The 26,350-nt window shown below is 76.5% G+C and carries 15 protein-coding genes; 7 read left to right on the top strand and 8 right to left on the bottom strand.

Translation table 11 applies throughout. The features are described 5' to 3' along the window. Positions 1-74: 74 nt before the first annotated feature. From ACF1AK_RS17400 to ACF1AK_RS17380, 5 genes are all read right to left on the bottom strand, one after another. Positions 75-1,334, bottom strand: coding sequence for a helix-turn-helix domain-containing protein (locus ACF1AK_RS17400; protein WP_391499619.1), 1,260 nt, complete (start codon positions 1,332-1,334; stop codon positions 75-77). A gap of 330 nt (positions 1,335-1,664) precedes the next feature. Continuing rightward, the gene (locus ACF1AK_RS17395; RefSeq protein WP_391499618.1) at positions 1,665-3,308 is read right to left on the bottom strand and encodes an alkaline phosphatase D family protein; all 1,644 of its coding nucleotides are present in this window, start codon (positions 3,306-3,308) and stop codon (positions 1,665-1,667) included. Between the two features lie 190 nt (positions 3,309-3,498). Next, positions 3,499-4,542, bottom strand: coding sequence for a hypothetical protein (locus ACF1AK_RS17390; protein WP_391499617.1), 1,044 nt, complete (start codon positions 4,540-4,542; stop codon positions 3,499-3,501). After that, positions 4,539-5,816: a hypothetical protein gene (locus tag ACF1AK_RS17385; protein ID WP_391499616.1), complete on the bottom strand. Its 1,278-nt coding sequence runs from the start codon at positions 5,814-5,816 to the stop codon at positions 4,539-4,541. Before ACF1AK_RS17385 ends, ACF1AK_RS17390 begins: the two co-directional genes overlap by 4 nt. Positions 5,817-5,820: 4 nt before the next feature. Beyond that, positions 5,821-11,916, bottom strand: a complete 6,096-nt coding sequence (locus tag ACF1AK_RS17380; protein WP_391499615.1) for a tetratricopeptide repeat protein — start codon at positions 11,914-11,916, stop codon at positions 5,821-5,823. 809 nt (positions 11,917-12,725) lie between these two features. Here ACF1AK_RS17380 and ACF1AK_RS17375 point away from each other — a divergent pair. From ACF1AK_RS17375 to ACF1AK_RS17345, 7 genes are all read left to right on the top strand, one after another. Then, positions 12,726-13,589, top strand: a complete 864-nt coding sequence (locus ACF1AK_RS17375; protein WP_391499614.1) for an S-adenosyl-l-methionine hydroxide adenosyltransferase family protein — start codon at positions 12,726-12,728, stop codon at positions 13,587-13,589. Between the two features lie 7 nt (positions 13,590-13,596). Then, positions 13,597-14,619: a DMT family transporter gene (locus ACF1AK_RS17370; RefSeq protein ID WP_391499613.1), complete on the top strand. Its 1,023-nt coding sequence runs from the start codon at positions 13,597-13,599 to the stop codon at positions 14,617-14,619. Continuing rightward, a complete protein-coding gene (locus ACF1AK_RS17365) occupies positions 14,616-15,587 on the top strand; it encodes a quinone oxidoreductase family protein (protein ID WP_380287535.1) in 972 nt (323 codons plus the stop codon). Before ACF1AK_RS17370 ends, ACF1AK_RS17365 begins: the two co-directional genes overlap by 4 nt. 165 nt (positions 15,588-15,752) lie before the next feature. Then, positions 15,753-17,765, top strand: a complete 2,013-nt coding sequence (locus ACF1AK_RS17360; protein WP_391499612.1) for an FAD/NAD(P)-binding protein — start codon at positions 15,753-15,755, stop codon at positions 17,763-17,765. A gap of 313 nt (positions 17,766-18,078) precedes the next feature. Beyond that, the gene (locus tag ACF1AK_RS17355; protein ID WP_391499611.1) at positions 18,079-19,956 is read left to right on the top strand and encodes an amidohydrolase; all 1,878 of its coding nucleotides are present in this window, start codon (positions 18,079-18,081) and stop codon (positions 19,954-19,956) included. Positions 19,957-20,055: 99 nt separating this feature from the next. Further along, complete coding sequence (locus ACF1AK_RS17350; RefSeq protein WP_391499610.1) at positions 20,056-20,580, top strand: DoxX family protein; 525 nt, start codon at positions 20,056-20,058, stop codon at positions 20,578-20,580. Further along, positions 20,561-21,289, top strand: a complete 729-nt coding sequence (locus tag ACF1AK_RS17345; protein ID WP_391499609.1) for a YoaK family protein — start codon at positions 20,561-20,563, stop codon at positions 21,287-21,289. Before ACF1AK_RS17350 ends, ACF1AK_RS17345 begins: the two co-directional genes overlap by 20 nt. 63 nt (positions 21,290-21,352) lie before the next feature. Here the strand turns inward: ACF1AK_RS17345 and ACF1AK_RS17340 are convergent, their stop codons facing one another. From ACF1AK_RS17340 to ACF1AK_RS17330, 3 genes are all read right to left on the bottom strand, one after another. Beyond that, a complete protein-coding gene (locus ACF1AK_RS17340; protein ID WP_391499608.1) occupies positions 21,353-22,357 on the bottom strand; it encodes an alpha/beta hydrolase in 1,005 nt (334 codons plus the stop codon). Between the two features lie 38 nt (positions 22,358-22,395). Beyond that, entirely contained in the window at positions 22,396-23,373 is a 978-nt protein-coding gene (locus tag ACF1AK_RS17335; RefSeq protein WP_391499607.1) for a helix-turn-helix domain-containing protein, read from the bottom strand. 108 nt (positions 23,374-23,481) lie between these two features. Continuing rightward, positions 23,482-26,229: an AAA family ATPase gene (locus ACF1AK_RS17330; RefSeq protein ID WP_391499606.1), complete on the bottom strand. Its 2,748-nt coding sequence runs from the start codon at positions 26,227-26,229 to the stop codon at positions 23,482-23,484. Between the last annotated feature and the right edge of the window lie 121 nt (positions 26,230-26,350).

Raw genomic sequence — 26,350 nt, 5'->3', positions numbered from 1 at the left:
CGCTAGGGAGGATCCGGCGGGCGGACCGGCAGCTCGCCCGGCAAGTGACGGGCAGTATCCGCGGCGGGGCGCGGTCAGCTCGCGGTCGCCAGCACCGGGTACGCCCCGGCGGCGCCGAACAGCCGGCGGCAGAGGTTCAGCACGGTGAAGCGCACGCCGTCGCGGGCGGGAACGCTGCGGATCAGCCCGCTCGCCAGCAGCTCGTGCACGGCGGCCAGCGACTCCTGCGGCGGCCGGCCGCTCAGCTCGACGGCGTCCTCGCCCGACCAGTCGCCCGGTTCGGCGGCCAGCCGGGCCAGCAGGTCGCGCTGGCCCAGCGTCAGCCGGTCGAGCGCCGCGTCCAGCGCCTCGCCGACCCCGCCGCTCCCGCCGAACCCGGCCGGGGGCGGCGCCAGTTGGAACGGCCCCTCGGCCAGCCGGGCCACCAGCTGGCGCGGCGAGAGCACGGTCGACCAGGCCGCGGCCAGCTCCAGCGCGCCCGGCAGGCCGTCGAGCAGCCGGCAGAGCGCGGCCACCGCCGGCGCCTCCTCCGGCTCCAGCCGGTAGCCGGGGCGCAGCCGGCGCAGGTGCGACAGCAGCAGCCGGACGGCGCCCACCTCGGCGAGCGCCACCGGATCGTGGTCGAGCTCCGGACCGGGGGTGGGCAGCGGGGCGAGCGGGATCACCTGGCCGCCGGGCAGCGGCTGCGCGACCCGGGCGGTGATCAGCACCCGCAGGCCGGGGCAGCGCTGGAACAGCTCGTCCAGCAGCGCGGGCTCCACGCCGCGGTCGGCGCCGTCCAGGACCAGCAGGGTGGGGCGGCTGCCGATGGCCCGGACCAGCTCGTCCCGGCGCTCGGGGCCCATCCCGGGCTGGCGGGCCCAGTCCGTCCAGCGCACCGACCAGTGGGCCGACAGGTGCAGCCGGCCGGCCGCCTCCAGCACCAGCCGGGTCTTGCCGACCCCGCCGAGGCCGGTCACCGTGACCAGCCGGTCGCCGTGCACGGCCAGGGCCTCGGTCAGCACGTCCGTCTCCGGCTCGCGGCCGACGATCGCGCCGCGGGCCACCGGCGGGGCGGCCGGCTCGTCGCGCGGCTCCTCGGCGAGCGCCTGGCGGCGCGCGGCCGCCTCGAACACCGAGCGGCTGCGGCCCTCCAGCCGCAGCGCGTCGGCCAGCAGCCGGACCGTCTCCTGCCGGGGGCGCTGCACCCGTCCGCTCTCCATGTCGCGGATCGCCCGGACGCTCAGGGTCGCGTGATCGGCGAGGACCTGCTGGGTCAGGCCGATGCGCTCGCGCCGGATCCTGAGCAGCTCTCCGAAGCCCGCCGCCGACTGCAGGGTGTGAACGCCGTCCATGCTCCGTCCGCCTTCCGTGGGTTGGCCAACTACCGGGGACCAGGGGTCGGGCCGCCGGGGCGGTGCACCGAGGGCGGCGCCGGGCGGTGGTGACCGCCGAGCCGGGTTCCCCTGCCCGCAGATGCTCCACGGCCCTGCTCTACGGCCGATCAACGGCCGATCACCGCAGGTTCACGACACCTCCGCATCGTCCACGAACCCTGCCTCGCGGCGGGGCGGGGTGCCCCCGGAGGGGCGGACGGGGTTGCCCGGGGGCGGACACGGGACCGGCCCGGGCGTACCGCGTCGGAAGACGGTACGACCGGGCCGGTGGCCGGGGAGGGCGGGGCGTCAGACGCGCTGCATGCCCGGGTTGTAGGCCTCGCTGACGAAGGAGGCGGCCGTGCTGACCGTGCCGCCCGGGCGGGTGATGTGCGAGATCACCCGGTAGTCGGCCCGCGCGTGCTCCTCGTTCAGGGTGATCGCGGTGTAGCCGCGCCGCCCGTCGTAGAACTTCATGTGCGGGTTGGCGGCCGTCAGGGTGGCCCAGTTGCCCGGGCGCTCCGCGCCGTCGCCGTCGCTGGCGATCGAGGTGCCGACGATCTCCACGCCGACGGTCCGCGAGTCCGGGTCGTCGAAGTCGCGCTTGACGTCCATCGCGTAGGCGACGTGCACGTCACCGGTGAGGACGACCAGGTTCTCCACGCCGATGTCCTCGACGCCGGCCAGCAGCCGCTCGCGCGCGGCCGGGTAGCCGTCCCAGGCGTCCATGGAGAGCCGGGACTTCGCCTCGGTGGTGTTCTTCCGGCGGGAGAAGACCACCTGCTGGGGGACGACGTTCCACACCGCCTTGGACGAGCGGAAGCCGTCCAGCAGCCAGCGCTCCTGGGTGGCGCCCATCAGCGTGCGGGCCGGGTCCTCCGACTCCGGGGTGGGGAACTGCCAGCCGTCGCCGTTGGCCTGGTCGGAGCGGTACTGGCGGGTGTCGAGGATGTCGAACTGGGCCAGCCTGCCGTAGTGGTGACGGCGGTAGAGCTTGAGGTCGGTGGCGTCCGGCCGGGGCATGCGCAGCGGCATGTTCTCCCAGTAGGCGCGGGTGGCGGCGGCACGGCGGGCGACGAAGGCCTCCACCGACTGGTTCTTCTCCGGGATGCCGGCCGCGTAGTTGTTCTCCACCTCGTGGTCGTCCCAGGTGACGAACCAGGGGTGCGCGGCGTGCGCGGCCTGGAGGTCGGGGTCGGTCTTGTAGAGGGCGTACCGCAGCCGGTAGTCCTCCAGGGTAGTGGTCTCGTGGTTGAACAGCGACGGCAGGGTGCGGTCGGTGTACTTGCGGTCGCCGCCGACGGCGTCGATGCCGTACTCGTAGATGTAGTCGCCGACGTGGAAGACGGCGTCGAGGTCCTCGTTCGCGAGGTGCTTGTAGGCGGTGAAGTAGCCGTCCTCGTAGGCCTGGCAGGAGACCAGGCCGAAGCGGACCTCGTGGATCCGGCGGCCGCGCCCCGGGGAGGTGCGGGTCCGGCCGACCGGGCTGATCCAGCTGCCGACCTTGAAGCGGTACCAGTGGACGCGGTCCGCGTCGAGGCCGTCGACGTCCACGTGCACCGTGTAGTTGAACTCGGCGTGGGCCTTGGCGGTGCCGCGCCGGGCGACCTTGCGGAAGTGCTCGTCCCGGGCGATCTCCCAGTCGACCTTGACCACGCCGGTGGGCGGCAGGCCGTTGCCGGGCTCCAGCGGGCGGGGCGCGAGGCGGGTCCAGAGCACGACGGCGTCGCTGAGCGGGTCGCCGGAGGCGACGCCGAGGGTGAACGGGTTCTCGGTCAGCGTGCGGGGCGCGATCTCGGCGTCCGCGGCGTGGGCGCTCGGCAGGTTGGTGGTGAACGCCAGCGCGGCGGCGGCCGAGGTGACGGTCAGGAAGCGGCGGCGGCCGATCCCCAGCCGGGTCGCCGCCTCCCGGAACTGCTGGTCGTGCGAGGCCTGGTCGTCTGTGCGGGCCATGGGTCTGGACTGCCTTCCGTACGCTGGGCTGGACCGGTGCGGGCACCGGCTGTGTACGGACGGTATTGGACGGGACGGCGCCGTACGGGGGGCGTCACGGGGCCGGCGGGCGGGTGATCATCAGGTGAGGACCGCGGCCGAATCGGGCAATCGGACGATAGCGCCGACGGCCGCCCCGCCTCGCGCCGGCTCACCGGGAGAAGGCCGCCAGGCTCAGCAGGAGGTGGGCCGACTCCGGGTGCTGGAAGTCCGAGTGCGCGCCCGCCGGCGCCAGCCTGCGCCCCGCCGCGCTCCCCCGGAACACCCGGCCCGCGTCGACGTTGACGATCGGGTGGTCCAGCACCCGCTTCGGGTACGGCGTGTGCGTGGCCAGCAGCGTCGTCGAGAACTGCCGGACCGGCGCCGTCCCCACCCCCGAGTGCCCGATCCCCGGCTGCCCCTCGGCCCGCAGGTGCCAGTAGCCGGTCGCCCGGTCCCAGCGGGAGTGCGTCAGCACCAGCGGCCCGCGCAACGGCGCCCCCGGCCGGGCCCGCCGCCCCGGCTGCTCCGGTGACCGGAACAGCTGCGGGAACAGCCGGTCGAAGGCGTCGCGCGGCGCGGCCATCTGGAACACCAGCGCGCTGTCCACCGTGAACGGCCGCGACGGATCCGTGCGCCCGCCCCACCCCAGGACCCGCGGCCCGGCCGCCGGGCGCTCGGCCGCCCACTGCACCGCCTCGCACAGGAACCGGCCGCCGAAGGAGTGCCCCACCAGGTGCAGGTACTGCCCCGAACGGTTCGCCAGCACCTCCGGGGCGTCCGGGCGCCCGCGCGTCGCGTCCAGGTAGCCGAGCAGGTGCCCGATCACGAAGCCCGCGTGCCCGCGCCCGGGCCCGCTCATCGCGTGCGCCCGGTCCCGGATCCGCCGGTACCCGGCCGGTGAGGGCAGGCTCGACGACGGCCAGCGCACCACCACGCACCACGGCCGGTACCCGCGCCCCGTCAGCCCCGGGTACGCCGCCGGCGCCGTCCGCGCCAGGTCGACGGCCCGCGCGATCAGGGCGTCCGCCGCCCGCCCGGCCGCCTGTGCGCCGGTCTGCCAGCCGTGCACGTACACGTACAGGTCGGTCGCCCGCTCCGGCACCCGCAGGTGGCGGGCCAGGTGCTCGGCCACCCGGGCCTCCGGCACCGGCGTCCGGGTGCCCGGCACGAGCAGCCGTCCGTCCTCGTCGAGGTCCACCACGGCATGGGTCACGGCGTCAGCTCCAGCATGCTGTCAATCCCGCAGTGCAGGGAATAGGTGAGGGCGAGCGGATTGCGGTGGACGTCGGCGAAGCGGCGGGCCAGCCACCAGGTGATCTCGCCCGCCGTGGCCTGTCCCGACAGGTACAGGTCGAGGAAGGCGAAGGCGTACTCCGCCCCGAACACCTGCGGGATCTCGATCTGCGGCCCGAGGACGCCGCTGGCCCCGAGTTCCACGAGGGCCCGGCCGAGGTGTTCCAGCTCGGCCTCGGCCGACTGCCCGGCGAAGCAGGCGTTCAGCAGCACGAAGGGGCGGAACAGGGCTTCGGGCACGTCCTGGTGGTTGCGGCGCAGCCGGCGCACCAGGTCCGCGTCGATGTCCCGCGGATCCGAGAGGCGGACGCTCAGCTGGGCGTAGAGGGAGCCGTTGGCGACGAACTGGCCGTGGCACCAGAAGTACATGAGGTCCTCGTCGAGCACCGCCCCGGAGAAGGCCTCCAGGAAGCGCGTCGACTCGGTGCGGACGGTCAGCTCCGTCCGCTCCTCCAGCAGCTTGCGCACCTCCGGCGCCCGGCCGACCGACTCCAGGGCGCTGTCGGTGTTGAGGCTGGTCACCGCCCGGGTCCGGGGCGGGTAGGACGCCTGGGCCCTGGGGTAGGCGGCTCCGGTCTGCTCGATCTGGTGCCGGTAGCCGAGGAAGTCCTGCCACGGCTCCCCCTGGCCGACCGTCACGGCCATCATCGGCCAGGGCAGGTGGAGGTCGGAGTCGAAGCTGACCCGCAACGGCCCCTCCTCGGTGAGCGTCCCGACGAGGAACGCCCGCAGCTCGGCGAGGTCGCGGCCCGGCCCGGCGAGCATCTCGTCGAAGGCGAACCGCCCCTCCTCCAGGAGTTCCTCCGTCCGGCTCCGGGCCAGCGGGCTCCACTCGGAGAGGTCGACGGCCGACGCGAACGGGTAGCCCAGCGGCATCCCGTCCTCGTCCGTCACCGGGTACTCGACGAGTTGTTCCTTCCAGGCCCGCCGCATCCGGGCGCCCAGCTGGAGCAGCCGGCCGGCGGAGACGTCCAGGAAGGCGTGGTGGCCGCGGGTCAACGGCTCCCGGACGCCCGCCCGGTTGACCGCCATGTGCAGCAGGTCGGCGGTGCCGTGGCGGCGCAGGGAGACCTTCAGGTCCAGGGGCTCCGCCCGCCGCGGGCCCGGCCGGTCGACGGGCCCGCCCTGGCGCGGCAGCAGCGTGTAGTCGGCGGAGGGGTTCTGCCGGATCTCGACGACGAGGTCCCGGGGCACGTGGCTACTCCTGCTCCTGTCCGTGTTCCTCGCCGTCGGCCGCCGCAGCGACGTCGACGACGGCCACCAAGTCCTGCAGCGCGACTCCGAACCCCCGGTCGAAGAGGGTGAACCGGACCCGGTGCGGCCCCGGCACGGCCGGGGTCAGGGCGAACGCGGCCGGCCCGCCCGAGGGCAGGTAGTCGGCGACGGGCGGGTCGATCACCGCGTCGGAGAGCGGCGCGGCCACCAGGTGCAGCTCCGGCAGCCGGGCCGGGTCGGCCCCGGCCTGGTCGCCGGCCGCCTCCAGCCGCAGGCTCAGCCGGGCCGGGACGCCCACCTCGGGCTCGTCGAGCAGGGTGATCCGGGGCCGCCACGCCACCGGGGCGGCGGCTGCGGCGGGCACGGCGGGCCGTTCCGGCGCGGGGCGCGGGGCGGGGGCGGTACCGGGGGGAGGCTCCGGGGCGGCGGGGCCCGGCGGCAGGCCGGCGAGCGGTCCGGCGGGCGGTTCGCCCGTCGTCAGGGCCGCCCGCGCCTCCCGGCTCTCGACCGCGAGCGGATGCTCCGGCCCCATCAGCGCGTCGCGCCCCGCGCAGGTGGCGAGCAGCAGGTCCCGCGCCGCTCCGGTGCGACCGCTCGCCGCCAGCGCCCGGGCGAGGCCGACCATCAGGGTGGGCAGCGGCGGGGCGTCGCCCGTCCGGCGGCCGCCGACGGCCACCGTCGGCTGGTCGCCGGTCCGGTGTCCCGCCGCGAGCAGCGCGGCGGCGCCCGCGAGGGGCGGATCGGGCCAGAGCCCGGAGTCCGCGACCACGGTGTCGTAGGTCCGCACCGCCCCGGTGTGGTCACCGGCCAGGTGCCGCGCGAACGCGAGGTCCTGGCGTACCCGGAGGGTGAGCGGGTGGCCCGGGCCGCGGCTCTCCACGCACTCCTCGGCCAGCACCCCCAGCAGCACCACCGCGCGGAACGGCCGCTCGCCGAGGGCCAGCAGCAGGGCGTGGGCCGCCCGGGTCTCGACCGCCTCCGGGTGCGCCGCGCCCAGCGTCCGCGTCGCCCGGTCGGCCAGCGGGGCCAGCACGGCCACGGCGGCCCCGGGGTCGCCGGCCAGCCGGGAGGCGTGAGCGAGGCGGCGCCCGACCTCGAAGAGCCCGGGGTGGCCGGGGCCCAGCACCCGTTCCCAGTCGGCCGTCAGCGCGGTCAGCGCGTCCCTCGCCGCGCCGTGCTGCCCCACGTCCCGCAGGGTGACGGCGAGGTCCGAGCGGGCCTGCAGCACGACCGGGTGCTCCGGGCCGAGGGCGCCCGCCGCGACGGTGACCAGCTCCCGGTAGCGGGCCTGCGCCTCCGGGTACCGCCCGGCCCGGCGCAGGTTGAGCGCGACGTTGTCCAGCGCGTCCAGCGTGGCCGGATGGCCCGGCCCGCGCAGCCGGGCGAGGTCGGCCCTGACGGATTCGTAGACCTCGGCGGCCGCGGCGTGGTCCCAGCCCCACCGCAGGGCGTGGCCCAGGTTGGCCCGGTCGGTGAGGGTGTCCGGGTGTTCCGGCCCGCACAGCCGGGTGGTGTCCTCCACCAGGAGCTCGCGCTCGCGCACCGCGCTGCGGTACCGGCCCGCCCGGCGGTGGCCGACGCTCCGGTTGCGGCGTTCGGAGAGCGTGTCCGGGTGGTCCGGGCCCTGGATCCGGACCCGGTCCGCGATCAGGGCCTCGTAGAGCCCGGCGGCCGCGCGGTGCTCACCGCCGTCCCGGCGGAGGGCCACCACCCAGGAACGCGCGTCCAGCGTGTCGGGGTGCTCGGCCCCCTGGATCCGGGCCCGGTCCGCGGCCAGGGCCTCCCTCGCGGCGAGCGCCTCGCGGAGCCTGCCGAGGCGTCCGAGGTTGTACGCCGCGCCGGACCGGGCCCCGAGGGTGTCGAGGTGGTCGGGCCCCTGGAGGCGGATCCGGTCACGCAGCAGCGCCTCGTGGGCTCCCCACGCCTCCCGGTGGCTCCCCGCCTGGCCGAGGGCCCAGGACTGGTGCGCGCGCTCGTCGAGCGTGTCGTCATGGTCGGCGCCCTGGAGCCGGATCCGGTCCTCCAGCAGGGCCGCGTACCCCGCGAGCGCCTCGCGGAAGCGGCCGGCGAGCACGAGCGCGCGGAACAGCGAGGAGCGGTCCTCCAGGGACAGCGGGTCGTCGGGCCCGTGGATCCGGAGCCGGTCCCGCAGCAGTTCCTCGTGGAGCTCCGCGGCGAGGGCCGGCTCTCCGGCGTCCTGGTGGGCCCAGGCCAGTCCGAACCTCGCGAGGAGGGTCGCGGGCCGGTCGGCGCCGGTCACCCGGATCCGGTCGGCGACCACGGCCCGGTGGAGCTCCAGCGCCCGGCCGTAGTCGCCGGCCTTCCGGTACGCCAGGGCGAGACTCCACCGGGCGGCCAGCGTCTCCTCGTGATCGGCTCCCCGCACCCGTTCCCAGCCCGCCGCCACCTCCTCCAGCAGGACCGCCGCACGACGGTGGTCGCCCGTGTCCGCGCAGGCCCGCGCCAGGGAACGGCGCGTCTGGAGCGTCCTGGGGTGGTCCGCCCGCCACACCCGGGTGCAGTCGGCGAGCAGTCGCTCGTAGAGGTCCCGGGCCCGCCGGTGATCGCCCCACGCCCGGGCCACGTCGGCCTGCTCCGAACGGGTGCTCAGCGTCGCGGGGTGGTCCGCGCCCTGCACCCGCACGTGGTCCGCCACCAGCAGCTCGTAGAGCTCGGCCGCCCGGCCGGGCCGGTCGGTCAGGTGGCAGGCCCACGCGAGCCATCCCCTGGCACCCAGCGTCGCCGGATGGTCCGCCCCCTGGATCCTGGTCCGGTCGGCCACGAGGCTCTCGAAGAGGTCCACCATGCGGCTGTCGTCCGCCGTCGCGCACGCGGACGCCAGGCCGAACCGGGCGTGCAGCGTGTCCGGGTGGTCGGCGCCGCGCAGCCGGGTCTGATCGGCGGTCAGCGCCTCGAACTGCTCGATCGCTTCGCGGTGCCGGCCGGCGTCCTCCAGGGCGAGGGCCAGGTTCCAGCGCGCGCCGAGGACGTCCGGGTGGGCCGGCCCCTGGGTGCGCGTGCGGTGCCCGACGAGTGTCCGGTGGGCCTCCACGGCGGCCTCGTGGTCGCCGATGCCGGCGAGCGCCTGGGCCACGTAGGCACGGGCCTCCAGGGTCCGGGGGTGGTCCGGGCCGTGCAGGCGTTCCCGGTCGGCGAGCAGGGACTCCCGGACGTCGAGGGCCCGCCCGTGCTCGGCCGCGTCGCCGCACGCCCAGGCCAGCCCGGCGCGCGCGGCCAGGGTCTCGGGGTGGTCCGCGCCCGAGACCCGCAGCCGGTCGGCGCAGAGGGCCTCGTAGAGGACGACCGCCCGGCGGTGCTGCCCGGCACGCCGGCACGCCCAGGCCAGCCACCACCGCGCGTTGAGCGTCATGGGGTGGTCGGCCCCGTGGAGCCGGAGGTGATCGGCCGCCAGGAGCTCGAAGGCGGCAGTCGCCCGGTCGTGCCGGCCGGCGTTGGAGCAGAGCCAGGCCAGTGTCCACCGCGCGTTCAGGGTGTCGGAGTGGTCCGCCCCCTGTTCCCGCGTCCGGTCCGCGACCAGGACGTCGGCGAGCCGGACCGCCCGGTCGTCCGCGCCCGCCCGCTGGCAGGCGCGCACCAGGCGCTCCCGCTCCGCCAGGGTGTCCGGGTGGTGCGGCCCCTGGATGCGCAGCCGGTCCGCGACGAGCCGCTCGCGGTCGGACAGCTCCGCCCCGGGCGCGCCGGCGAGCTGCCGGGCCTGCGCCAGCTCCGAACGCGCCTCCAGGGTGTCCAGGTGGTCCGGCCCCTGGATCCGCACGCGGTCCTGGACCACGGCCTCGTAGAGGACCACCGCCCGGCGGTACTCGCCGACCGTCTCATGGGCCCAGGCGAGCCCGGAACGGGCGTCGAGGGTCTCCGGGTGGTCCGGGCCGAGCACCCGGGTGTAGTCGGCCAGCAGGGCCGCCACGTCGGCCACCAGGCCCGTGAGGTCCCCCGCCCCGCTCCGCGCCGTCACCAGGCCGGCCCGGGCCTCCAGGGTCTGCACGTGGTCCGCGCCCTGGGCCCGGGTGCGGTCGCGGACGACCGCCGCGTACTCGGCGACCGCCGCCGGGTGGTCGCCCGCCTCGTCGTGGGCGTCGGCGAGCCAGCCGCGGCTGGTGAGCGTGTCCGGGTGGTCGGGGCCCAGCACCCGGGCCCGGTCCGCGACGGCCTGCGCGTAGAGCTCCAGGGCGAGCCGGTGCTCGCCCGCGCTGAGCTGGGCGTACGCGAGGCTGTTGCGGTTGGCCAGGGTGTCCTCGTGGTCCGCGCCCAGCTCCCGCACCAGGCACTCGTGCAGTTGCTCGAACTCGCCCACCGCCTCGCGGTGGTGGCCGGCGAGCTGGAGCGCGTACGCCAGGCCGCCGCGCGCGGCCAGGGTCTCCCGGTGCGCGGCGCCGAGCACCCTGGTCCGCTCCGCCACCACCGTCCGGAACTCCTCGACCGCACGCCGGTGGTCGCCGGCCTTGCGACGGGCGTGGGCCAGCGAGAAGCGGTCGGCGAGGACGGCGGGGTGGTCGGGCCCCTGCACCCGGGAGCGGTCGGCCACCACCGCCTCGCACAGCTCCACGGCCCTGACCGGGTCGCCCACCCGGGCGTGGAGTTCGGCGAGCCGGCCCCGGGAGGCGAGCGTGTCGAGGTGGTCCGGGCCGAGCAGCCGGCGCTGTCCCTCCACCACCGCCGTCACCAGCGGGATCACGAAGACCCGCTGCTCCGGCGCGGCGAGTTCGGCCGCGGCCAGCCGGTAGAGCTCCACGGTCTCCGGGGTGGGGTCCGGCGAGGTGCGGCCGGCCGTCGTCAGCTCCCGGACGTGCGGCAGCAGGGCCCGGCGGACGGCCTGGTCCGCCTGCGGCCAGAGGCGTGCCACCGCGCCGGCGAGGTTGCGTTCCGCCCGCGCCCACACCCTGCGGTCCTCGTCGCCGGCCCGCAGGGTGCTGCGCAGCAGGCGGTGGACGGCCACGGTGCGCGGGCCGAGGGTGACGAGGCTGTAGTCGGCCAGCACCCTCAGGGCGGTGTCCACCTCGTCCGGGCGCCGGGAGCCGAACGGCAGCAGCGCCTCGCGCGGCAGCGCCTCGGGTGCGTACCAGGCCAGCGTGCGCAGCAGCTCGACGGCGAACGGGGCGCTCTCCTGGACGGTGCGCAGCGTGGTGCGCCAGAGCCGGGACACCGTGTCGAGGGCGCTCGGCATGGCGCCGGACGTCGACGGCGCCACGGTGCGCAGCAGCTCCCGGAAGGCACGGAAGGTGGTTCCGGTCTGCCGGATGTGGGCCCCGGCCTGGGCGAGCGCGATCGGCAGGTGGCCGAGTTCGTCGGCGAGGGCCCGGGCCTCGCCGCACTCGGACTCGTCGATCTCGTCGCCCTCCTCGCCGCGCCCGGCGGCCCGGTGCAGCAGCCGGACGGCGAGCGGCGCGTCGAGCACGTCGATGCGGATCGGCCGAATGCCCTCGTGCCAGCCGTCGGCGCGGCGGCTGGTGACCAGGTGGTGGCCGCGCCCGAGCAGCCGTCCCAGGTAGGGCGTCAGGTGGACCGGGTCCTCGACGTTGTCGAAGACCAGCAGCCACCGCTGGTGCGCCCTCAGCCAGGCCAGCGCCCAGGCGACCTGCCGGCTGGGCGACTCGGCGAGCGCCCAGTCCCGGTGCAGGTGGACGGCGAGGTCGGCGAAGGCCTCGGCGAGCTGCTCGGGCGACTCGGCGGTGATCCACCACACCAGGTCGTAGTCGTCCAGGTGCGCGTAGGCGTAGTGCAGGGCCAGGGCCGTCTTCCCCACGCCGCCGAGCCCGTGCAGGGTCGTCGCCTGGGTGACCAGCCCTCCGCCGCCGTCCAGTGCGGCGCCGACCGCCGCCAACGCCTCGGTGCGGCCGACCAGTTCGGCGGTCGGGGCCGGCGGGAGGCGGCGCGATCCGGCCGGGGCCGCGGTGCGCCGGGCGGCCGTTTCCTCCTCGGCGGTGAGCACGACCGTCCGCTGCTCGGTGTGCGGATTGCCTCCGCCGACCACCGGCGAGGCCTTCTGGGGGCGCTGGGCGAAGAGCTCCTGCTCCGGCATTCCCGCGTCCGGGCGGGCGTTGACCGTCATGGACATACTCATGGCCATGTGCCACCCCCCGGGTCGTCCGACTGCCCGACCGACCGTAGCCGCCCGGCGGCGCGTTGTCCCCGTCTTCGGCCGATTGCGGTGACCGGTGTCGCCATCGTGACCTTCCGGGGGGCGCGGACCCGCCGCACGCGCGTGCGGCGGGCGAACGGCCGTGCCGCCGGGGGGCGTCCACCGAATGGGGCGGCCGGCGCGGACCCGCCCGCCCCACCCGGCTCGCTGGTCATGCCCGCTCGCAGGCGGGCGGGCGCCGCCCGTCCCTCCACCGCGAGCGGGTGGCCGTCCGCGAACCCGGCCTCCCGGCCTGCGCGGAAGCCGACCATCGGGCGGCAGCCAATCACGCCGCGCCGCTCACCCGCAACTTGCCGGCCGTGGCGCCGGACGCACCGTCATATGCGGTTCCTTGCCGCGGCGTTCGCGGCCCGGCCGGCTCCCGTCCCGCTGCGGGCGGTCAGGCCGGCCGGGGGCGCCCGTGGCGGCATCCGGGACCTCCCGGGCCGGGCGGGGGCCGGCTTCCCCCGGCCGCCCCGGCCCGCGACGGTTCATGCCCGTATCATTTCCGCCCGCGGCCCGCCCGGCACGCCCGCCGGGCACAATCCGGCAAACGGGCGGTATCGTTCCACTTCTTCAAATTGACTTCATACAGCCGCAACAGCACACGCTTTCTTCGCGGCCGACCGGATGCTAGCCTCGCTTCAATCTCGGCCGTTTGAACCGTCCTTTACCCGGGCGATTCACCGCCGCAAAAATCCCGGACCGTCATGCACGCCACCCCGTTTCGGTAATCCTGAAAGGGTTTCAGCATGTCCGCTTCCGCCAGCACCCCCGCCCCGTCCACCGGCCCCGGCCTGCTCGCCGCCCGGCCGATCGTCGGGCTGCTCACCGACTTCGGGCTCGTCGACGACGCCGTCGGCATCTGCAAGGGCATGGTGCTCAGCATCGCCCCCCACGCCAACATCGTCGACGTCACGCACGACGTCACCCCGTTCGACATCTACGAGGCCGGGCTGTACATCCGTGACTCGTTCCGCTACTTCCCGGCGGACGCGGTCTTCGCCTGCGTCACCTTCCCGCACACCGGCGTCCAGGACAACGCGATCGGGCTGCGCACCCCCCAGGGGCACACCTACTTCGCCCCCAACAACGGCCTGCTGACCCGGATCGTCAAGGAGGCGGGCGTGGCCGAGGTCCGCCGGATCACCGCCGACAAGGTCCGCCGGCCCGTCATCGACCCGACGTTCTACGGGCGCGACATCGTTATTTCGGCGGCCGCGCACATCGCCAACGGAGTACCTTTCAGCGAAATCGGCGAGGAAATCGAGGCGGCCGACATCACCCTTCTCGACGTCGCCGAGCCGGTCGTCGAGGGCGACTGGATAATCGGCGAGGTGGCGATTCTCGACAAGAACTACGGGAACGTCTGGACGAGCATCACCCGGGAATTCCTGGACGCCCGGGGCATCGCGTTCGACGCCGAGCTGGAGATCGAGATCGGCGGCACCCGGCTCACCACCCCGCTGCGCCGCACCTTCGGCGAGACCGGCGAGGGCGAGCCGCTCGCCTACATCGCCAGCCGCGACCAGCTCGGACTCGCCCTCAACCAGGGCGACTTCGCCGCCCGGTACGGGGTCGAGCGCGGGCACACGGTCCGCGTGAAGGCGCGCTGAGCCCATCGTGCGCACGCAGGGGTACGCGTTCGCGCTGCTGACCGCCGCCTTCTTCGGCGCCGGCGCCGTGCTGGCCAACCGGGTCACCCGCGAGATCGACCCGCTGCTGACCACCGAGCTCAACCTGTCGATCGGCGCCGTGCTGCTGGCCGGACGGCTGGTGGTGCGGCGCCGGCCGCTGGTCCCGGCCGGACTCGGCGGGCGGGACTGGCTGCGGCTGGGCTTCGTCTCGGTGGTCGGCACCGGTCTCTCGCTCGCCCTGGTGATCAGCGGGCTGAGCCGGACCAGCCCGGTCAACGGCGGCTTCCTCATCCAGCTCCAGGGCCCGACGGCCGTGCTGGCCTCCGTGCTGCTGCTCGGCGACCGGCTGCGGGCACGGCAGTCGGCCGGGCTCGCGGTGACCCTGGCCGGCGGGGTGCTGGTGGTGCTGCGCGACCCCGGCGCGGGCTTCACCGGCGTCGGCAGCGGCGACGCGCTGGTGCTGGCGGGCGCGGTGCTGGCCGGTCTCGCCTTCCTGCCCGCCAAGGCCCTGATGGCCACGGTGCCGGCGCCGCTCCTGGCGCTGTGGCGGCTGGTCCCGGCGGCGGTCGTGCTGCTGCCGGTCCTGCTGCTGGCGCCGGGGCCGCTGCGCTGGCACCCGACGGCCGGCACCCTCGGCCTCCAACTCCTGCTCGCCGTCACCAACTTCTGCCTCGCCTACGTCACCCTGCACCTGGCGCTGGAGCGGCTGCGGCCGTGGGAGACGGCGAGCGTGCTCCAACTGGAGCCGGCCTTCACGGTGCTCGTCGCCCTGCTGGCGCTCGGCCTCGCACCGACGGCGCTGCAACTGCTGGGCGGGGCGCTGATGATCGGCGGCGGCCTGCTCGCCAACCGGCCCGCGCCGGCGGCGGCGACGGCGGCGGCCGCACCACCGACGGAACCGGCCCCGGCCCCGGCGCCCGCGCCGGCCCAAGACCCGGGCGGCGGCAGCCCGCCGCCGCCCGTTCCCACCCGACCCGCCTACCAGAACAGCCGAGGTACCACCCCATGAAGGCGATCCGCGTCCACGCCCCCGGCGGCCCCGAGCAGCTCCAGGTCGACGACGTGCCGGTGACCGAACCCGCGGCCGGCGAGATCCGCATCCGCACCGAGGTCATCGGCGTCAACTACGTCGACGTCTACCACCGCCAGGGTGTCTTCCCCGTCGCCCTGCCCTTCGTCCCGGGCATGGACGCCGTCGGCACGGTCGACGCGGTCGGCCCCGGCGTCACCGAACTCGCCGTCGGCGACCGCGTCGCCTACGGTGAACTCCCCGGCGCCTACGCCGAGTTCGTCACCGTCCCGGTACGGCTGGCGACCACCGTGCCGGACGGCCTGGACTCCGGCACGGCCGCCGCCGCGATGCTCCAGGGCCTCACCGCGCACTACCTGGCGCACGACTCGCACCCGGTCGCCAAGGGCCAGGTGGTCGTGGTGCACGCCGCCGCCGGCGGGGTCGGACAGTTCCTGGTCCAGTTCGCCAAGCGGGCCGGGGCGTACGTCATCGGCACCGTCTCCACCGACGAGAAGGCCGCACTGGTCCACGAGTTGGGCGCCGACGCCGTCGTCCGCTACGACCGGGAGAACTTCCGCGAGGCGGTCCGCCGGATCACCGACGGCGCGGGCGCCGACGCCGTCTACGACTCGGTCGGCAAGGACACCTTCGCCGACAGCCTCGACTCGCTGCGCCCGCGCGGCACCCTGGTCGTCTACGGCCGCGCCAGCGGCAAGCCCGACCCGATCGACCCGTTCACGCTGGTCCAGAAGGGCTCGCTGAAGCTCACCTGGCCCAGCCTCACCCACCACGTGCTCACCCGCGAGGAGTTCACCGCCCGCACCGGCGCGCTCTTCGCCGGACTGCTCGACGGCACCCTGCGGGCCAGGATCGACCGCACCTACGACTTCGCCGACGCCCCCGCCGCGCACGCCCGGCTGGAGGGCCGGCAGAGCCTCGGCAAGATCCTGCTGCGCCACCCGTAGCACCCGCCCCTGGTCGCGTCCGCGACCCGCAACACCCGCGACCCGCAACGCCCCCCGGCCGACGCCCCGCCGGACTCCGCCTTCGTCCGGCGGGGCGTCACTCCGACGAACGGCCCCGACGGCCCGAACGGCCCGCGGGGCCCGAAGCACGGGAGGACATCATCCATGGCTCCCCACTCCCCCGGCCCGACCACCGCCCGCCACCGCCGGATCGCCGTGGTCGGCGCCGGCCCGCGCGGCCTGTCCGTCCTCGAACGCCTGCTGGCCAACGAGCGCGCCCGCCCGTCGGCCGCCGCCCTCACCGTCCACCTCGTCGACCCCTACCCGCCCGGCGCCGGCCGGGTCTGGCGCACCAACCAGTCCCGGCTGCTGCTGATGAACACGGTGGCCTCCCAGGTCACCGTCTACACCGACCCGAGCGTCACCGTCGACGGCCCGGTCGAGGAGGGCCCCAGCCTCTACGAATGGGCCAAGTCGGCCGTCCCGCAGGGCGCTCCGGGCGAGTACGACGACCAGGTGCGGGCCGAGGCCCGCGCCCTCACCCCCGACACCTACCCGACCCGCGCCTTCTACGGCCGCTACCTGCGCGACGTCTACCGCCGGGTGAGCGCCACCGCCCCGGCACACTGCCGGATCGTCGAGCACCGCACCCGCGCCGTGCGGCTGACCGACAGCGACCCGCTGCCCGACGCCGCCCAGGTGCTGGTCCTCGCCAACGGCCGCCGGATCGCCGACCTGGACGCGGTGGTGCTGGCCCTCGGCCACCTGGCGACCGGCCCCACCGGCGCCGAACGCACCCTGGCCCGCAGCGCCGCCGCCCACGGCCTGGTCCACCTGCCGCCCGCCAACCCGGCCGACCTCGACCTCACCGCCCTGCTGCCCGGCCGCCCGGTCCTGGTCCGCGGCCTCGGCCTCAACTTCTTCGACCACCTCGCCCTGCTCACCCGCGGCCGCGGCGGCCGGTTCACCGAGCGCGGCGGCCGGCTCGTCTACCACCCGTCCGGGCAGGAGCCGCTGATCCTGGCCGGCTCCCGGCGCGGCGTGCCGTACCACGCGCGCGGCGAGAACGAGAAGGGCGCGCACGGCCGCCACCACCCCCGGCTGCTCACCGAGGCGTACGCGGCCCGGCTGCGCGAACGGGCCGCCGCCGGCGAGCCGGTGCGCTTCGCCCGCGACCTGTGGCCGCTGATCGCCCGCGAGGTCGAGGCCGTCTACTACGCCGCCCTGCTCGCCGCCGCCGGCCGCCCGGAGGACGGCGAACGGCTCGCCGAGGAGTACCTGGCCGCCCCCGGCTCCGGCCGCACCACCGGCATCCTCGACCGCTACGGGGTCCGCGCCGCACAGCGCTGGGACTGGAACGCGCTCGCCCACCCCTACGCGGGCCGGCGCTTCGCCTCCCGCGCCGAGCACCGGGCGTGGATCGTCGAGCGCCTGGAGCGCGATGTCCGCGACGCCCGGGCCGGGAACGTCAACGGCCCGCTCAAGGCCGCCCTGGACGTGCTGCGCGACCTGCGCAACGAGATCCGGCTCGCCGTCGACCACGGCGGCATCGAGGGCTCGTCCTACCGCGACGACCTGGAGTCCTGGTACACCCCGCTGAACGCCTTCCTGTCCATCGGCCCGCCGGCCTCCCGGATCGACGAACTGCGCGCCCTGATCGAGGCCGGGGTGGTCGACCTGCTCGGCCCGGACGTACGGATCACCATCGACCCGCGCGGCGGCCGCCCCGCCTTCACCGCCCACTCCCCGGCGATCGACGCACCGCCGCTGCGCGCCGCCGTCCTGGTCGAGGCCCGGCTGCCCGAGCCCGACGTGCGGCGCACCGGCGACCGCCTGCTGCGCGGGCTGCTGGACGACGGGCAGGCCCGCACCTACCGGATCCCGGACGCCACCGGGCCCGGGTACGAGACGGGCGGGCTGGCGGTCACCGAGCGCCCGTACCGCCTGCTGGACGCCGCCGGGCGGGCGCACCCGCGCCGCTTCGCCTACGGCGTCCCCACCGAGGCGGTGCACTGGGTGACGGCGGCCGGCATCCGCCCGGGCGTCAACTCGGTCACCCTGGGCGACTCCGACGCCATCGCCCGGGCCGTCCTCGCGCTGCATCCGCTGCGCCCGGCCGTCACCGTCGTCCCCGCGCAGCGCCGCCCCGCCCCCCGTACCCCGGTCCGCCCCGGCTGACCGGGCCGTGCCCGTCCGGCCCCGGCCGGCGGCACGGCGATCGCGGGCCCCGTCCGCCTCCGTCTCCCCCAGAGCGGAGGAGGGCGGGGCCTTCGCCGTGCCCGCACGGGCGTCGGCGGGCCAGGAGCGCCGCAGGAGGTGCGCTGGCGGGACGGTGGCGGTGCGCTGTGGGCCAATCCGGCCCCGGCCGCCCGGCCTACCGTCGGGGAGTCGGTGGGAGGAGCGGGCCCGGCCCCCGGGCCCGTCCGGCCGCCCACCCCCGCCGCCGCCCGCCCCGGACGGCGGCCGCACCCCAGCACAGGAGGCTTTCGAGGTGTCTGTCATGCCGGTCGGCGGGATCGTCCCCCGCACGGGGGAGGACGCGGCCGCGAACGCCGCCGACGTCGTCGTCCGCAACGCGAAGATCCACACCGGGGACGCCCGCCGCCCGCAGGCCGGCGCCCTCGCGATCCGGGACGGGGTGATCACCGCCGTCGGGGACGACGCCGACGTCGCCCCGTTCGTCGGACCGGCGACCACCGTCGTCGACGCGCTCGGCCGCCGTGTGGTGCCCGGCCTCAACGACGCGCACCTGCACGTCATCCGGGGCGGCCTCAGCTACGTGCTGGAACTGCGCTGGGACGGCGTGCGCTCGCTGCGCCAGGCCCTGGCGATGCTGCGCGAGCAGGCCGCCCGTACGCCCAGGGGCCAGTGGGTGCGGGTGGTCGGCGGCTGGTCGGCCGAGCAGTTCGCCGAGCGCCGGCTGCCGACGCCCGCCGAGCTGAACGAGGCCGCGCCGGACACCCCCGTGTTCGTCCTCCACCTCTACCAGTCGGCGATCCTCAACCGCGCCGCACTGCAGGCCGTCGGCTACGACGCCACCACCCCCGACCCGAAGGGCGGCCAGATCGTCCGGGGCCGCACCGGCGAGCCCAACGGCATGCTGCTGGCCGCCCCCAGCGCCCTGGTCCTCTACTCCACCCTCGCCAAGGCCCCCGCCCTGCCGCCCGAGGACCGCAAGTCCTCCACCCGGCACTTCCTGCGCGAGCTGAACCGCTTCGGCCTGACCTCCGCGATCGACGCCGCCGGCGGGTTCCAGAACTTCCCGGAGAACTACGCGACGGTCACCGAACTCGCCCGGGAGGGCCTGCTCTCGCTGCGCATCGCCTACCACCTGTTCCCGCAGACCGGCGGGCAGGAGCTGGACGACCTCAAGCGCTGGATCGAGACGGTCCGCCCCGAGGACGGCGACGCGTGGCTGCGGCTCAACGGCGCCGGCGAGAACCTCACCTGGGCCGCCGCGGACTTCGAGAACTTCGCCGAGCCGCGCCCCGAACTCGGCTCCTACGAAGGCGAGTTCGAGAAGGCCGTCCGGCTGCTCATGGAGAACGGCTGGGGCTTCCGGCTGCACGCCACCTACGACGAGACGATCCGCCGCGACCTCGCCGTCTTCGAGAAGCTCGCCGCCGAGGGCCTCTTTCCGCAGGGCAACCGCTGGCTGTTCGACCACGCCGAGACCGTCTCCGGGGAGAGCCTGGACCGGATCGCCCGGCTCGGCGGCGCGCTCTCCGTGCAGAACCGCCTCTCCTTCCAGGGCGAGACCTTCACCCGCCGCTACGGCGCCGGCGCCGCCGCCGAGGCGCCGCCGGTCCGCGCGATGCTGGACCGCGGCCTGAACGTCGCCGCCGGCACCGACGCCACCCGGGTCTCCTCCTACAACCCGTGGGTCGCCCTGCACTGGCTGGTCTCCGGCCGCACGGTCGGCGGCCTCGCGATGCGCCCGCCGCAGAACCGGGTGGACCGGGCGACCGCGCTCGCGATGTACACCGCGGCGGGCGCCGCCCTCACCGGCGAGCAGGACGTCAAGGGCGTGCTCCGGCCCGGCTGCTACGGCGACCTCGCGGTGCTGTCCGCCGACTTCTTCACCGTGCCCGAGCAGGAGATCCCGGACATCGAGTCCGTGCTGACCGTCGTCGGCGGCCGGATCGTGCACGCCGCCGCCGAGTACGAGGGCCTGGACGAGGAGCTCCCGCCGGTCAGCCCCGCGTGGAGCCCGGTCGCCCGCTTCGGCGGCTACCAGTCCGCCGGCGCCCGCCAGGCGGAGCTGCTCGGCGAGGTCGTCGCCGAGTCCGAGCTGCACCGCGCCTGGCGCGTCTCGCGCGGCCGGAACGTCGAGCGGGAGCTGCCGTTCGACCCCTGCTTCGTCCTCTGACACCCGCCGGCCCCGGCCCGCGGTGCGCCGGGCCGGGGCCGCCCCCTCCCGACCGACCACGGACACCATGACCACGACCAGGGACAGGAACAGAACACGATGGATACCGGACTGCTGATCATCCGGGTGGTGGTGGGCCTGCTCATCGCCGGGCACGGCGTGCAGAAGGTGAGCCACCGCCTCGGCGGCAACGGCCTCGCCGGCGGGACCGCGGAGTTCCGGCACGACGGGTTCCGGGGCGGGACGCTCACCGCGCTCGCCGCGGGCGCCGGGCAGATCGGCTCGGGCCTGTTCCTGGCGCTGGGCGCGCTCACCCCGCTGGCGGCCATGGTCGCCATGGGCGTGATGACGGTGGCGGTCACCGTCAAGGTGCCGCACGGGCTCTGGGTGCAGAACGACGGCTACGAGTACCCGCTGGTGCTGGTCGTGGTCACCGGCTCGCTCGCGCTCACCGGCGCGGGCCGCTGGTCCGTCGACCACGCCGTCGGACTGACCTCCTGGCCGCTCTGGCTGGTGCTCGCCGCCGCGGCGGCCGGGCCGGTCAGCGGCCTGCTCACGCGGGCCGTCCTGCACCGCGCGGACCCCACGGCGGGAGCGGCGGCCGGTGCGCGCGCTGCTGACTGACGCCCTGCGGACGCTGGCCCCGCCGCGCACCGACCGGCACGGACCGCTGCCGCCGCTGATGCTGCTGCTGACGGTCACCACCGGAGTGGTCGACGCGGTCAGCTACCTCGCGCTCGGGCACGTGTTCGTGGCGAACATGACCGGCAACGTGGTCTTCCTGGGGTTCGCCCTCGCGGGCACCCCGGGCCTGTCCGCCACCGCCTCGCTGGTGTCGCTGGCGGCCTTCCTGGCCGGCGCGCTCACCGGCGGACGGCTGGCGGCCCGGCCGGCGGCCCACCGCGGGCGGCTGCTGGCCCTGGCCACCGGTGTCCAGAGCGTCCTCACGGCCGCGGCGGCCGTCACCGCCGCGGCCGTCGACGACGGCGCCGCCCGGTACGCGCTGATCGTGCTGCTGGGCCTGGGCATGGGCCTGCAGAACGCCGTGGCCCGCCGCCTCGGCGTGCCCGACCTCACCACCACCGTGCTCACCCTCACCCTGACCGGCCTGGCCGCCGACTCCCCGGCGGCCGGGGGCACCGGGCCCCGCCCGGGCCGCCGGATCCTGTCGGCACTCGCGATGCTGCTCGGCGGCCTGGCGGGGGCGGTCCTGGTCCTCCACGGCCGGCCGGCCCTCGCGCTGGCCCTGGCCGCGCTGCTCCTGCTGGTCACCGCCCTGACGGCCCGCCGGCTCTCCGTCCCGGACGCGCACTGGGCCCCGCCGACGGGCTGAGCGGCCGCCCGGGCCCGCCCGGCCCGGCGCGGCCGCGCACGCCCTGCACCGCCGGACCCGGCGTCACCAGGCCCGGCGGTGCAGGGCGACGTGCACGGTGTCGACGACCTGGATCAGCGCCGCGCGCGCCGTCCCGGTCGGACAGCACGCGTCGAGCAGCAGGAAGCCGTGCACGGTGCCCTGGTAGCGCGTCGCCACCACCGGCACCCCGGCCGCCCGCAGCCGCCCCGCGTAGGCCTCGCCCTCGTCGCGCAGCACATCGGCCTCGGCGGTGACCACCAGCGCCGGAGGCAGCCCGGCGAGCTGCTCCGGGGTGGCGCGCAGCGGTGCCGCGGTGGCCTCCCGGCGCCGCCGCTCGTCCGGCAGGTAGGCGTCCCAGTACCGGCGCATGTGCTCGCGGTGCAGGAAGTACCCGGTGGCGAAGCGGTGGTAGGACGGCGTGTCGAAGTCGGCGTCGGTCACCGGGCAGACCAGCACCTGCTGGACCAGCCGGACGTCCCCGCGCTCGCGCGCCAGCAGGGTCAGGGCCGCCACGAGATTGGCCCCCGCGGAGTCGCCGACGGCGGCCATCCGGTCCCCCGCCAGCCCGACCTCGTGGCCGTGCGCCTGGATCCACCGCGCCACGGCGTGGCACTGCTCGACCGCCACCGGGTAGCGCGCGGCGGGCGCCCGCGCGTAGTCGACGAACACCACGGCGGCGTCGGCGCCCAGGGCGAACTCCCGGACCAGCCGGCGGTGGCCGGCGGCCTCGCCGGGCGACCAGCCGAGGCCGGGCAGGAACAGCACCACGGGGCACGGCTCGACGGCGCCGGCCGGTCTGGTCACCTGGACGGACACCCGGCCGGTGGGGCCGCAGGGCAGGGCGAGCCACTCGGTGGTGGTGGCGAAGGGGTCGTCCGCCTCCGGGTGGCCCCCGCCGTCGCCGTCGGGCCCCTCGTCGGCGGCCAGCAGCGCGAGCAGGTCCGTCGGCTCCCCCGCCGACCGGTCGGCCGCCCGGGCGGCCAGGAACTCCCGGAGCGCCCGGTCGAGCACCGGTCCGCGGTCGGGAAGGGGGGTGGGGTCGGACACTCTTCGCTCCTGGCTTCCGTTCGGTGGTGCGCGCCGGCTCATCGGCCGGTCCCTCCTCCTAACCCCCGCGCCCGCCATTCGCGCGGCGGCACGCCGTAGGCGGCGCGGAAGGCCCGGCTGAAGTGTGCCGGGTTGACGAACCCCCAGCGCTGGGCGACGGCCGAGACCGTCGGCGCCGTGGGGCCGCGCCGGGTCAGCTCCCGGGCGCACGCCTCCAGACGGCGCTGCTGGATCAGCCTGCTCACCGTCACCCCCTCGCCCTCGAACAACCGGTGAAGGTAGCGCACCGAGATGTGGTGGGCCTTCGCGATCGGCTCGGGCGCGAGCGCCGGATCGCCCAGGTGCCGTTCGATGTGCTCCCGGATCCGGCGGACCAGGTGCGCGTTCGGGGTGTCCGGCCCGTCCGCCGTCCGGGCCAGGGTGAGCTGGGCGACCAGCGCGCTGAGCAGGTCGGCGACGCTGCCGGCCAGCCGGTCGCCGACCTGCGCGGGGTAGGAGTCCGCCGAGGCGGCGAGGCCGCCGAGGAAGGACAGCAGCACCGGCCCGCACCCGTCCGCGGGGCCGACGGCCGTCGCCGAGGCCCGCCGCAGGTCGCGCTCCGGCACGCCCAGCAGCCGGCGCGGCAGGTGGAACAGGTGGGTGCGGAAGCGCTCGGGGTAGTCGACGGCGTACGGGCGCGCGGTGTCGTACAGCACGAGCCCGCCGGCCGCCACCTCCGCCCGGCGCCCGTCCTGCTCCAGCACGGCCCGGCCCGCCACCTGCAGACCGACCCCGACCTGCGGTTCACCGCGCGGGGCCCGGGCGATCAGCGCCGCCGTGCGGGAGAACCGGGCGGCGTCGGCCTCCAGCGTGGAGACCCGCACGTAGCCGAGCCGGTGCGAGACCAGCTGCCCGTCGAACGGCCGGCCGGTGAGCGGGCGCAGCTCCACCGGCACCAGTGTCCGCGACACCGCTCCGCCCAGGTACGCCGCCTTCTCGCCGTCCGGAACCACCGCGGTCGTCACCCGTACGCCCATCTGACCGCCCTTCCTCGAATCCCTGCCCGATCAGCCTGACCGAAGGGGCAGGCGGCGGGTTAGGTCATCTGACTGCCGTCCTGGACGGCGGCCCGGGCGGCGGTCGGGTCAGCGCGGTCCGGCGCTCTGGGCGAGGGCGTGGGCGAGGGCGGCCCGGGAGGTGATGCCGAGCTTGGGGAAGATCTTGTAGAGGTGCGCGGCCACCGTGCGCGGCGACAGCTGCAGCCGCCGGCCGATCTCCTTGTTGGTGAGGCCGGTCGCGGCGAGCCGGGCGATCCGCAGCTCCTGGCCGGTCAGCAGGGCCGGGGCGGGCGGCGCGGCGGACGGGCCGCGCTGCGGCGGGACCACCTGGTCGCCCGCGGCGCGCAGCTCCGCCTCGCACCGGGCCGCCCAGGGTCCGGCCTGCAGCCGGCGGAAGACGTGGTGGGCCACCCGCAGCGCCTCGCGGGCGCCCGGGCGGTGGCGGCGGCGCAGCCAGGAGCCGTGGGCGAGCCGCAGCCGGGCGAGGTCGAAGGCCCACCGCTCGGCGCCGGGCAGCTCGTACGCGGCGCGGTAGGCGTCCTCGGCGTCGTCGTCCTCGGCGGCCACCGCGGCGGCGGCCGCGACCAGGAAGGCGTGCCGGCCGGAGAGGCCGGCGGAGCGGGCCGCCCGGGCGGCCGCGAGGTGGGCCGCCGCCTCGTCGCGGCGGCCGGTGTGCACGGCGGCGGTGACCAGGTCGAAGACCAGCGCGTGGTGCCAGGGCCGGCCGCCGGGCAGGCGGCCCGGCGGGAGGAGCTCGCAGAAGTGCGTGTACGCCTCCTCGTGGCGCTGGTGGGCCAGGGCGGCCAGCCCGCGCAGATGGGTCAGCCGGTCGAGCACGGAGCGCATCCCGGCGCGGGTGGCGGTGGGCCGCACGGCCCGGTCGACCGCCTCCAGCCCGGCCTCGTCGCCGCGGCCGGCCAGGAAGGCGGCGTGGTACTGGCGGAACAGCAGGGCGTTGGTGCGGTAGCCGAGCTCGTCGGCGATCTCCGCCTCGCGCAGGCAGTCCTCGGCGCGGTCCCAGTCGCCGAGCAGGAAGTCCTGGTGGCACTTGGCCTTCGCGACCGATCCCTCGCTGGCGTAGCCGTGCAGCCCGGTGAAGCGCCGCCACAGGTCGATCTCGGGGCAGTCGAGGGCGGAGCTGGTCCAGAGCAGCAGCCAGGCCGCGCCGGCCTCCTGCTCCTCGGTCAGGTCGGCGGCCACCGCGCGCAGCTCGTCGGCGATGCCCGGGCCCGGCTCGGTCCAGGCCCGCAGGCAGAGCCGGCCCACTTCGGAGACGGCGTCGCGGTGCCGGTGCAGGGCCTGCCAGGCCCAGGGGTCGTCGGTGTAGGTGGCGGCCAGCAGCAGTTTGAAGAAGACCTGTTCGGTCAGCCCGCCGGAGGTGTCGGCGTCCGGGGCGGTCAGGGTGTCGAGGGCGCCCGGCAGCAGGGCGGCCGAGGACGCGAAGTCGACGTGGTGGCTCTGGTCGGCGTAGACCACCGCATAGGCGAACAGCGGAGCGACGTCCGGCGGGACGGTCGCGGTCTTGAGCTCCTCCACCAGGGCGGCGGTGTGGCGCAGCTGCCCGCCGTGGGCGGCCATCACGGCGGCCCGGGTGAGCCGGCGGACGCGGTCGCAGGAGTCGGGGCTGAGCACGGCGGCGCGTTCGACCAGCAGCGCGCCCTCGGCGTGGCCGCCGCGCCGGGCGAGGTCGAGGCCGGCCGCCTCCAGGCGGTGCGCGAGACCGCCGTCGGGCAGCACCGCGGCGGCGGCCTCGTGGGCCAGCCGCCGGGGGTCGCCCGGCGCGAGGGCGCCGGCCAGCACCCGGTGGGCCTCGCGGCGGGCGGCGTCGGAGGCCGCGGCGACCACGGCGGTGCGGGCCAGGGGGTGGCGGAACACCAGCTGCCCGGTGGCGTCGAGCCGGGCCAGGCCGTCCGCCTCGATCCGTTCCAGGGCCTGCCCCACGGTGCCGTCGGGGAGGGCGCGCAGCCAGCTGCCGCTGCTGAGGTCCGGGCCGCTGGCCAGGGCGCCGAGCAGCAGCAGCCGGCCGACCTCCGGGGTCATCGCGTCCAGCCGCTCGGCGAACAACCGCTCCAGCCGGCGCCCCAGCGGCAGGCGCTCGGGCAGCGGGGCGACCCCGCGCTGCTGGGCGGCGGCGAGCTGGCGGGGCAGCTCCACCAGGGCCAGCGGGTTGCCGTCCGCCTCGGCGAGCACCCGGTCGCGGGTGCCGCCGGCCAGTTCGGGGTAGCGGCTGCCGAGCAGCGCGGCGGCGTCCGCCCGGGGCAGCGCCCGGACGTCGACGGGCTCGGCGGCCCAGGCCTGGGCGGCCTGGCCGTCCGGGCGGGTGGCGCCGAGGATCACCAGCGGCAGTTCGGCGCAGCGCCGGTGCAGGAAGCCGAAGACGGTGGCGCTGGAGGAGTCGATCCAGTGCAGGTCGTCCAGGACCAGCAGGACCGGGGCGGTGCGGACCGCGTCGTCGAGCAGGGCGAGGGCGGCGGCGCCGACGGCGAAACCGCTCGGGGTGCCGGAGCGGGCGCCGAACGCGCTCTCCAGGGCGTCCCGCTGGTGGGCGGAGAGCGCGTCGGAGCGCTGGAGCAGCGACCAGAAGGCCTGGTGCAGGGCGCCGAAGGCGAGGTCGGTCTCGGCCTCCGTGCCGGTGGCGCGCAGCACGGTGAAGCCGCGTTCGCGCGCGGCGCGTCCGGTCCAGGCGAGCAGGGTGCTCTTGCCGACGCCCGCGTCGCCGCGCAGCAGCACCGTGGCACCGCCCGCGCGGCTCCCGGCCCGGTCCAGGGCGGTGGCCAGCAGGCCGGTCTCGCGCTGCCGTCCGATCAGGGCCGGGTCCTGCCTGTCGTGCGCCACGCTGCTTTCCTCTTGGGTCGGTCGGCCCGCCTCCGGGGCACCCAAGGTTATCCCCTGCCGCGGCCCCCTCCGCCCGTTGCCGCTGCTCCGGGCGCCGGGGCGGGCCGGCGGACCGTCCGCC

Origin of the sequence: Kitasatospora sp. NPDC015120 (assembly GCF_043080305.1) — a bacterium.
In the GTDB taxonomy this organism is placed as follows: Bacteria; Actinomycetota; Actinomycetes; order Streptomycetales; family Streptomycetaceae; genus Kitasatospora.
This window is presented reverse-complemented; position numbering and strand designations above follow the sequence as displayed.

Coding starts and splice junctions, on each gene's coding strand:
- ACF1AK_RS17375 (WP_391499614.1), top strand. CDS start 12,726: ATGTCCGCTTCCGCCAGCACCCCCGCCCCGTCCACCGGCCCCGGCCTG.
- ACF1AK_RS17350 (WP_391499610.1), top strand. CDS start 20,056: ATGGATACCGGACTGCTGATCATCCGGGTGGTGGTGGGCCTGCTCATC.
- ACF1AK_RS17400 (WP_391499619.1), bottom strand. CDS start 1,334: ATGGACGGCGTTCACACCCTGCAGTCGGCGGCGGGCTTCGGAGAGCTG.
- ACF1AK_RS17380 (WP_391499615.1), bottom strand. CDS start 11,916: ATGAGTATGTCCATGACGGTCAACGCCCGCCCGGACGCGGGAATGCCG.
- ACF1AK_RS17395 (WP_391499618.1), bottom strand. CDS start 3,308: ATGGCCCGCACAGACGACCAGGCCTCGCACGACCAGCAGTTCCGGGAG.
- ACF1AK_RS17335 (WP_391499607.1), bottom strand. CDS start 23,373: ATGGGCGTACGGGTGACGACCGCGGTGGTTCCGGACGGCGAGAAGGCG.
- ACF1AK_RS17360 (WP_391499612.1), top strand. CDS start 15,753: ATGGCTCCCCACTCCCCCGGCCCGACCACCGCCCGCCACCGCCGGATC.
- ACF1AK_RS17365 (WP_380287535.1), top strand. CDS start 14,616: ATGAAGGCGATCCGCGTCCACGCCCCCGGCGGCCCCGAGCAGCTCCAG.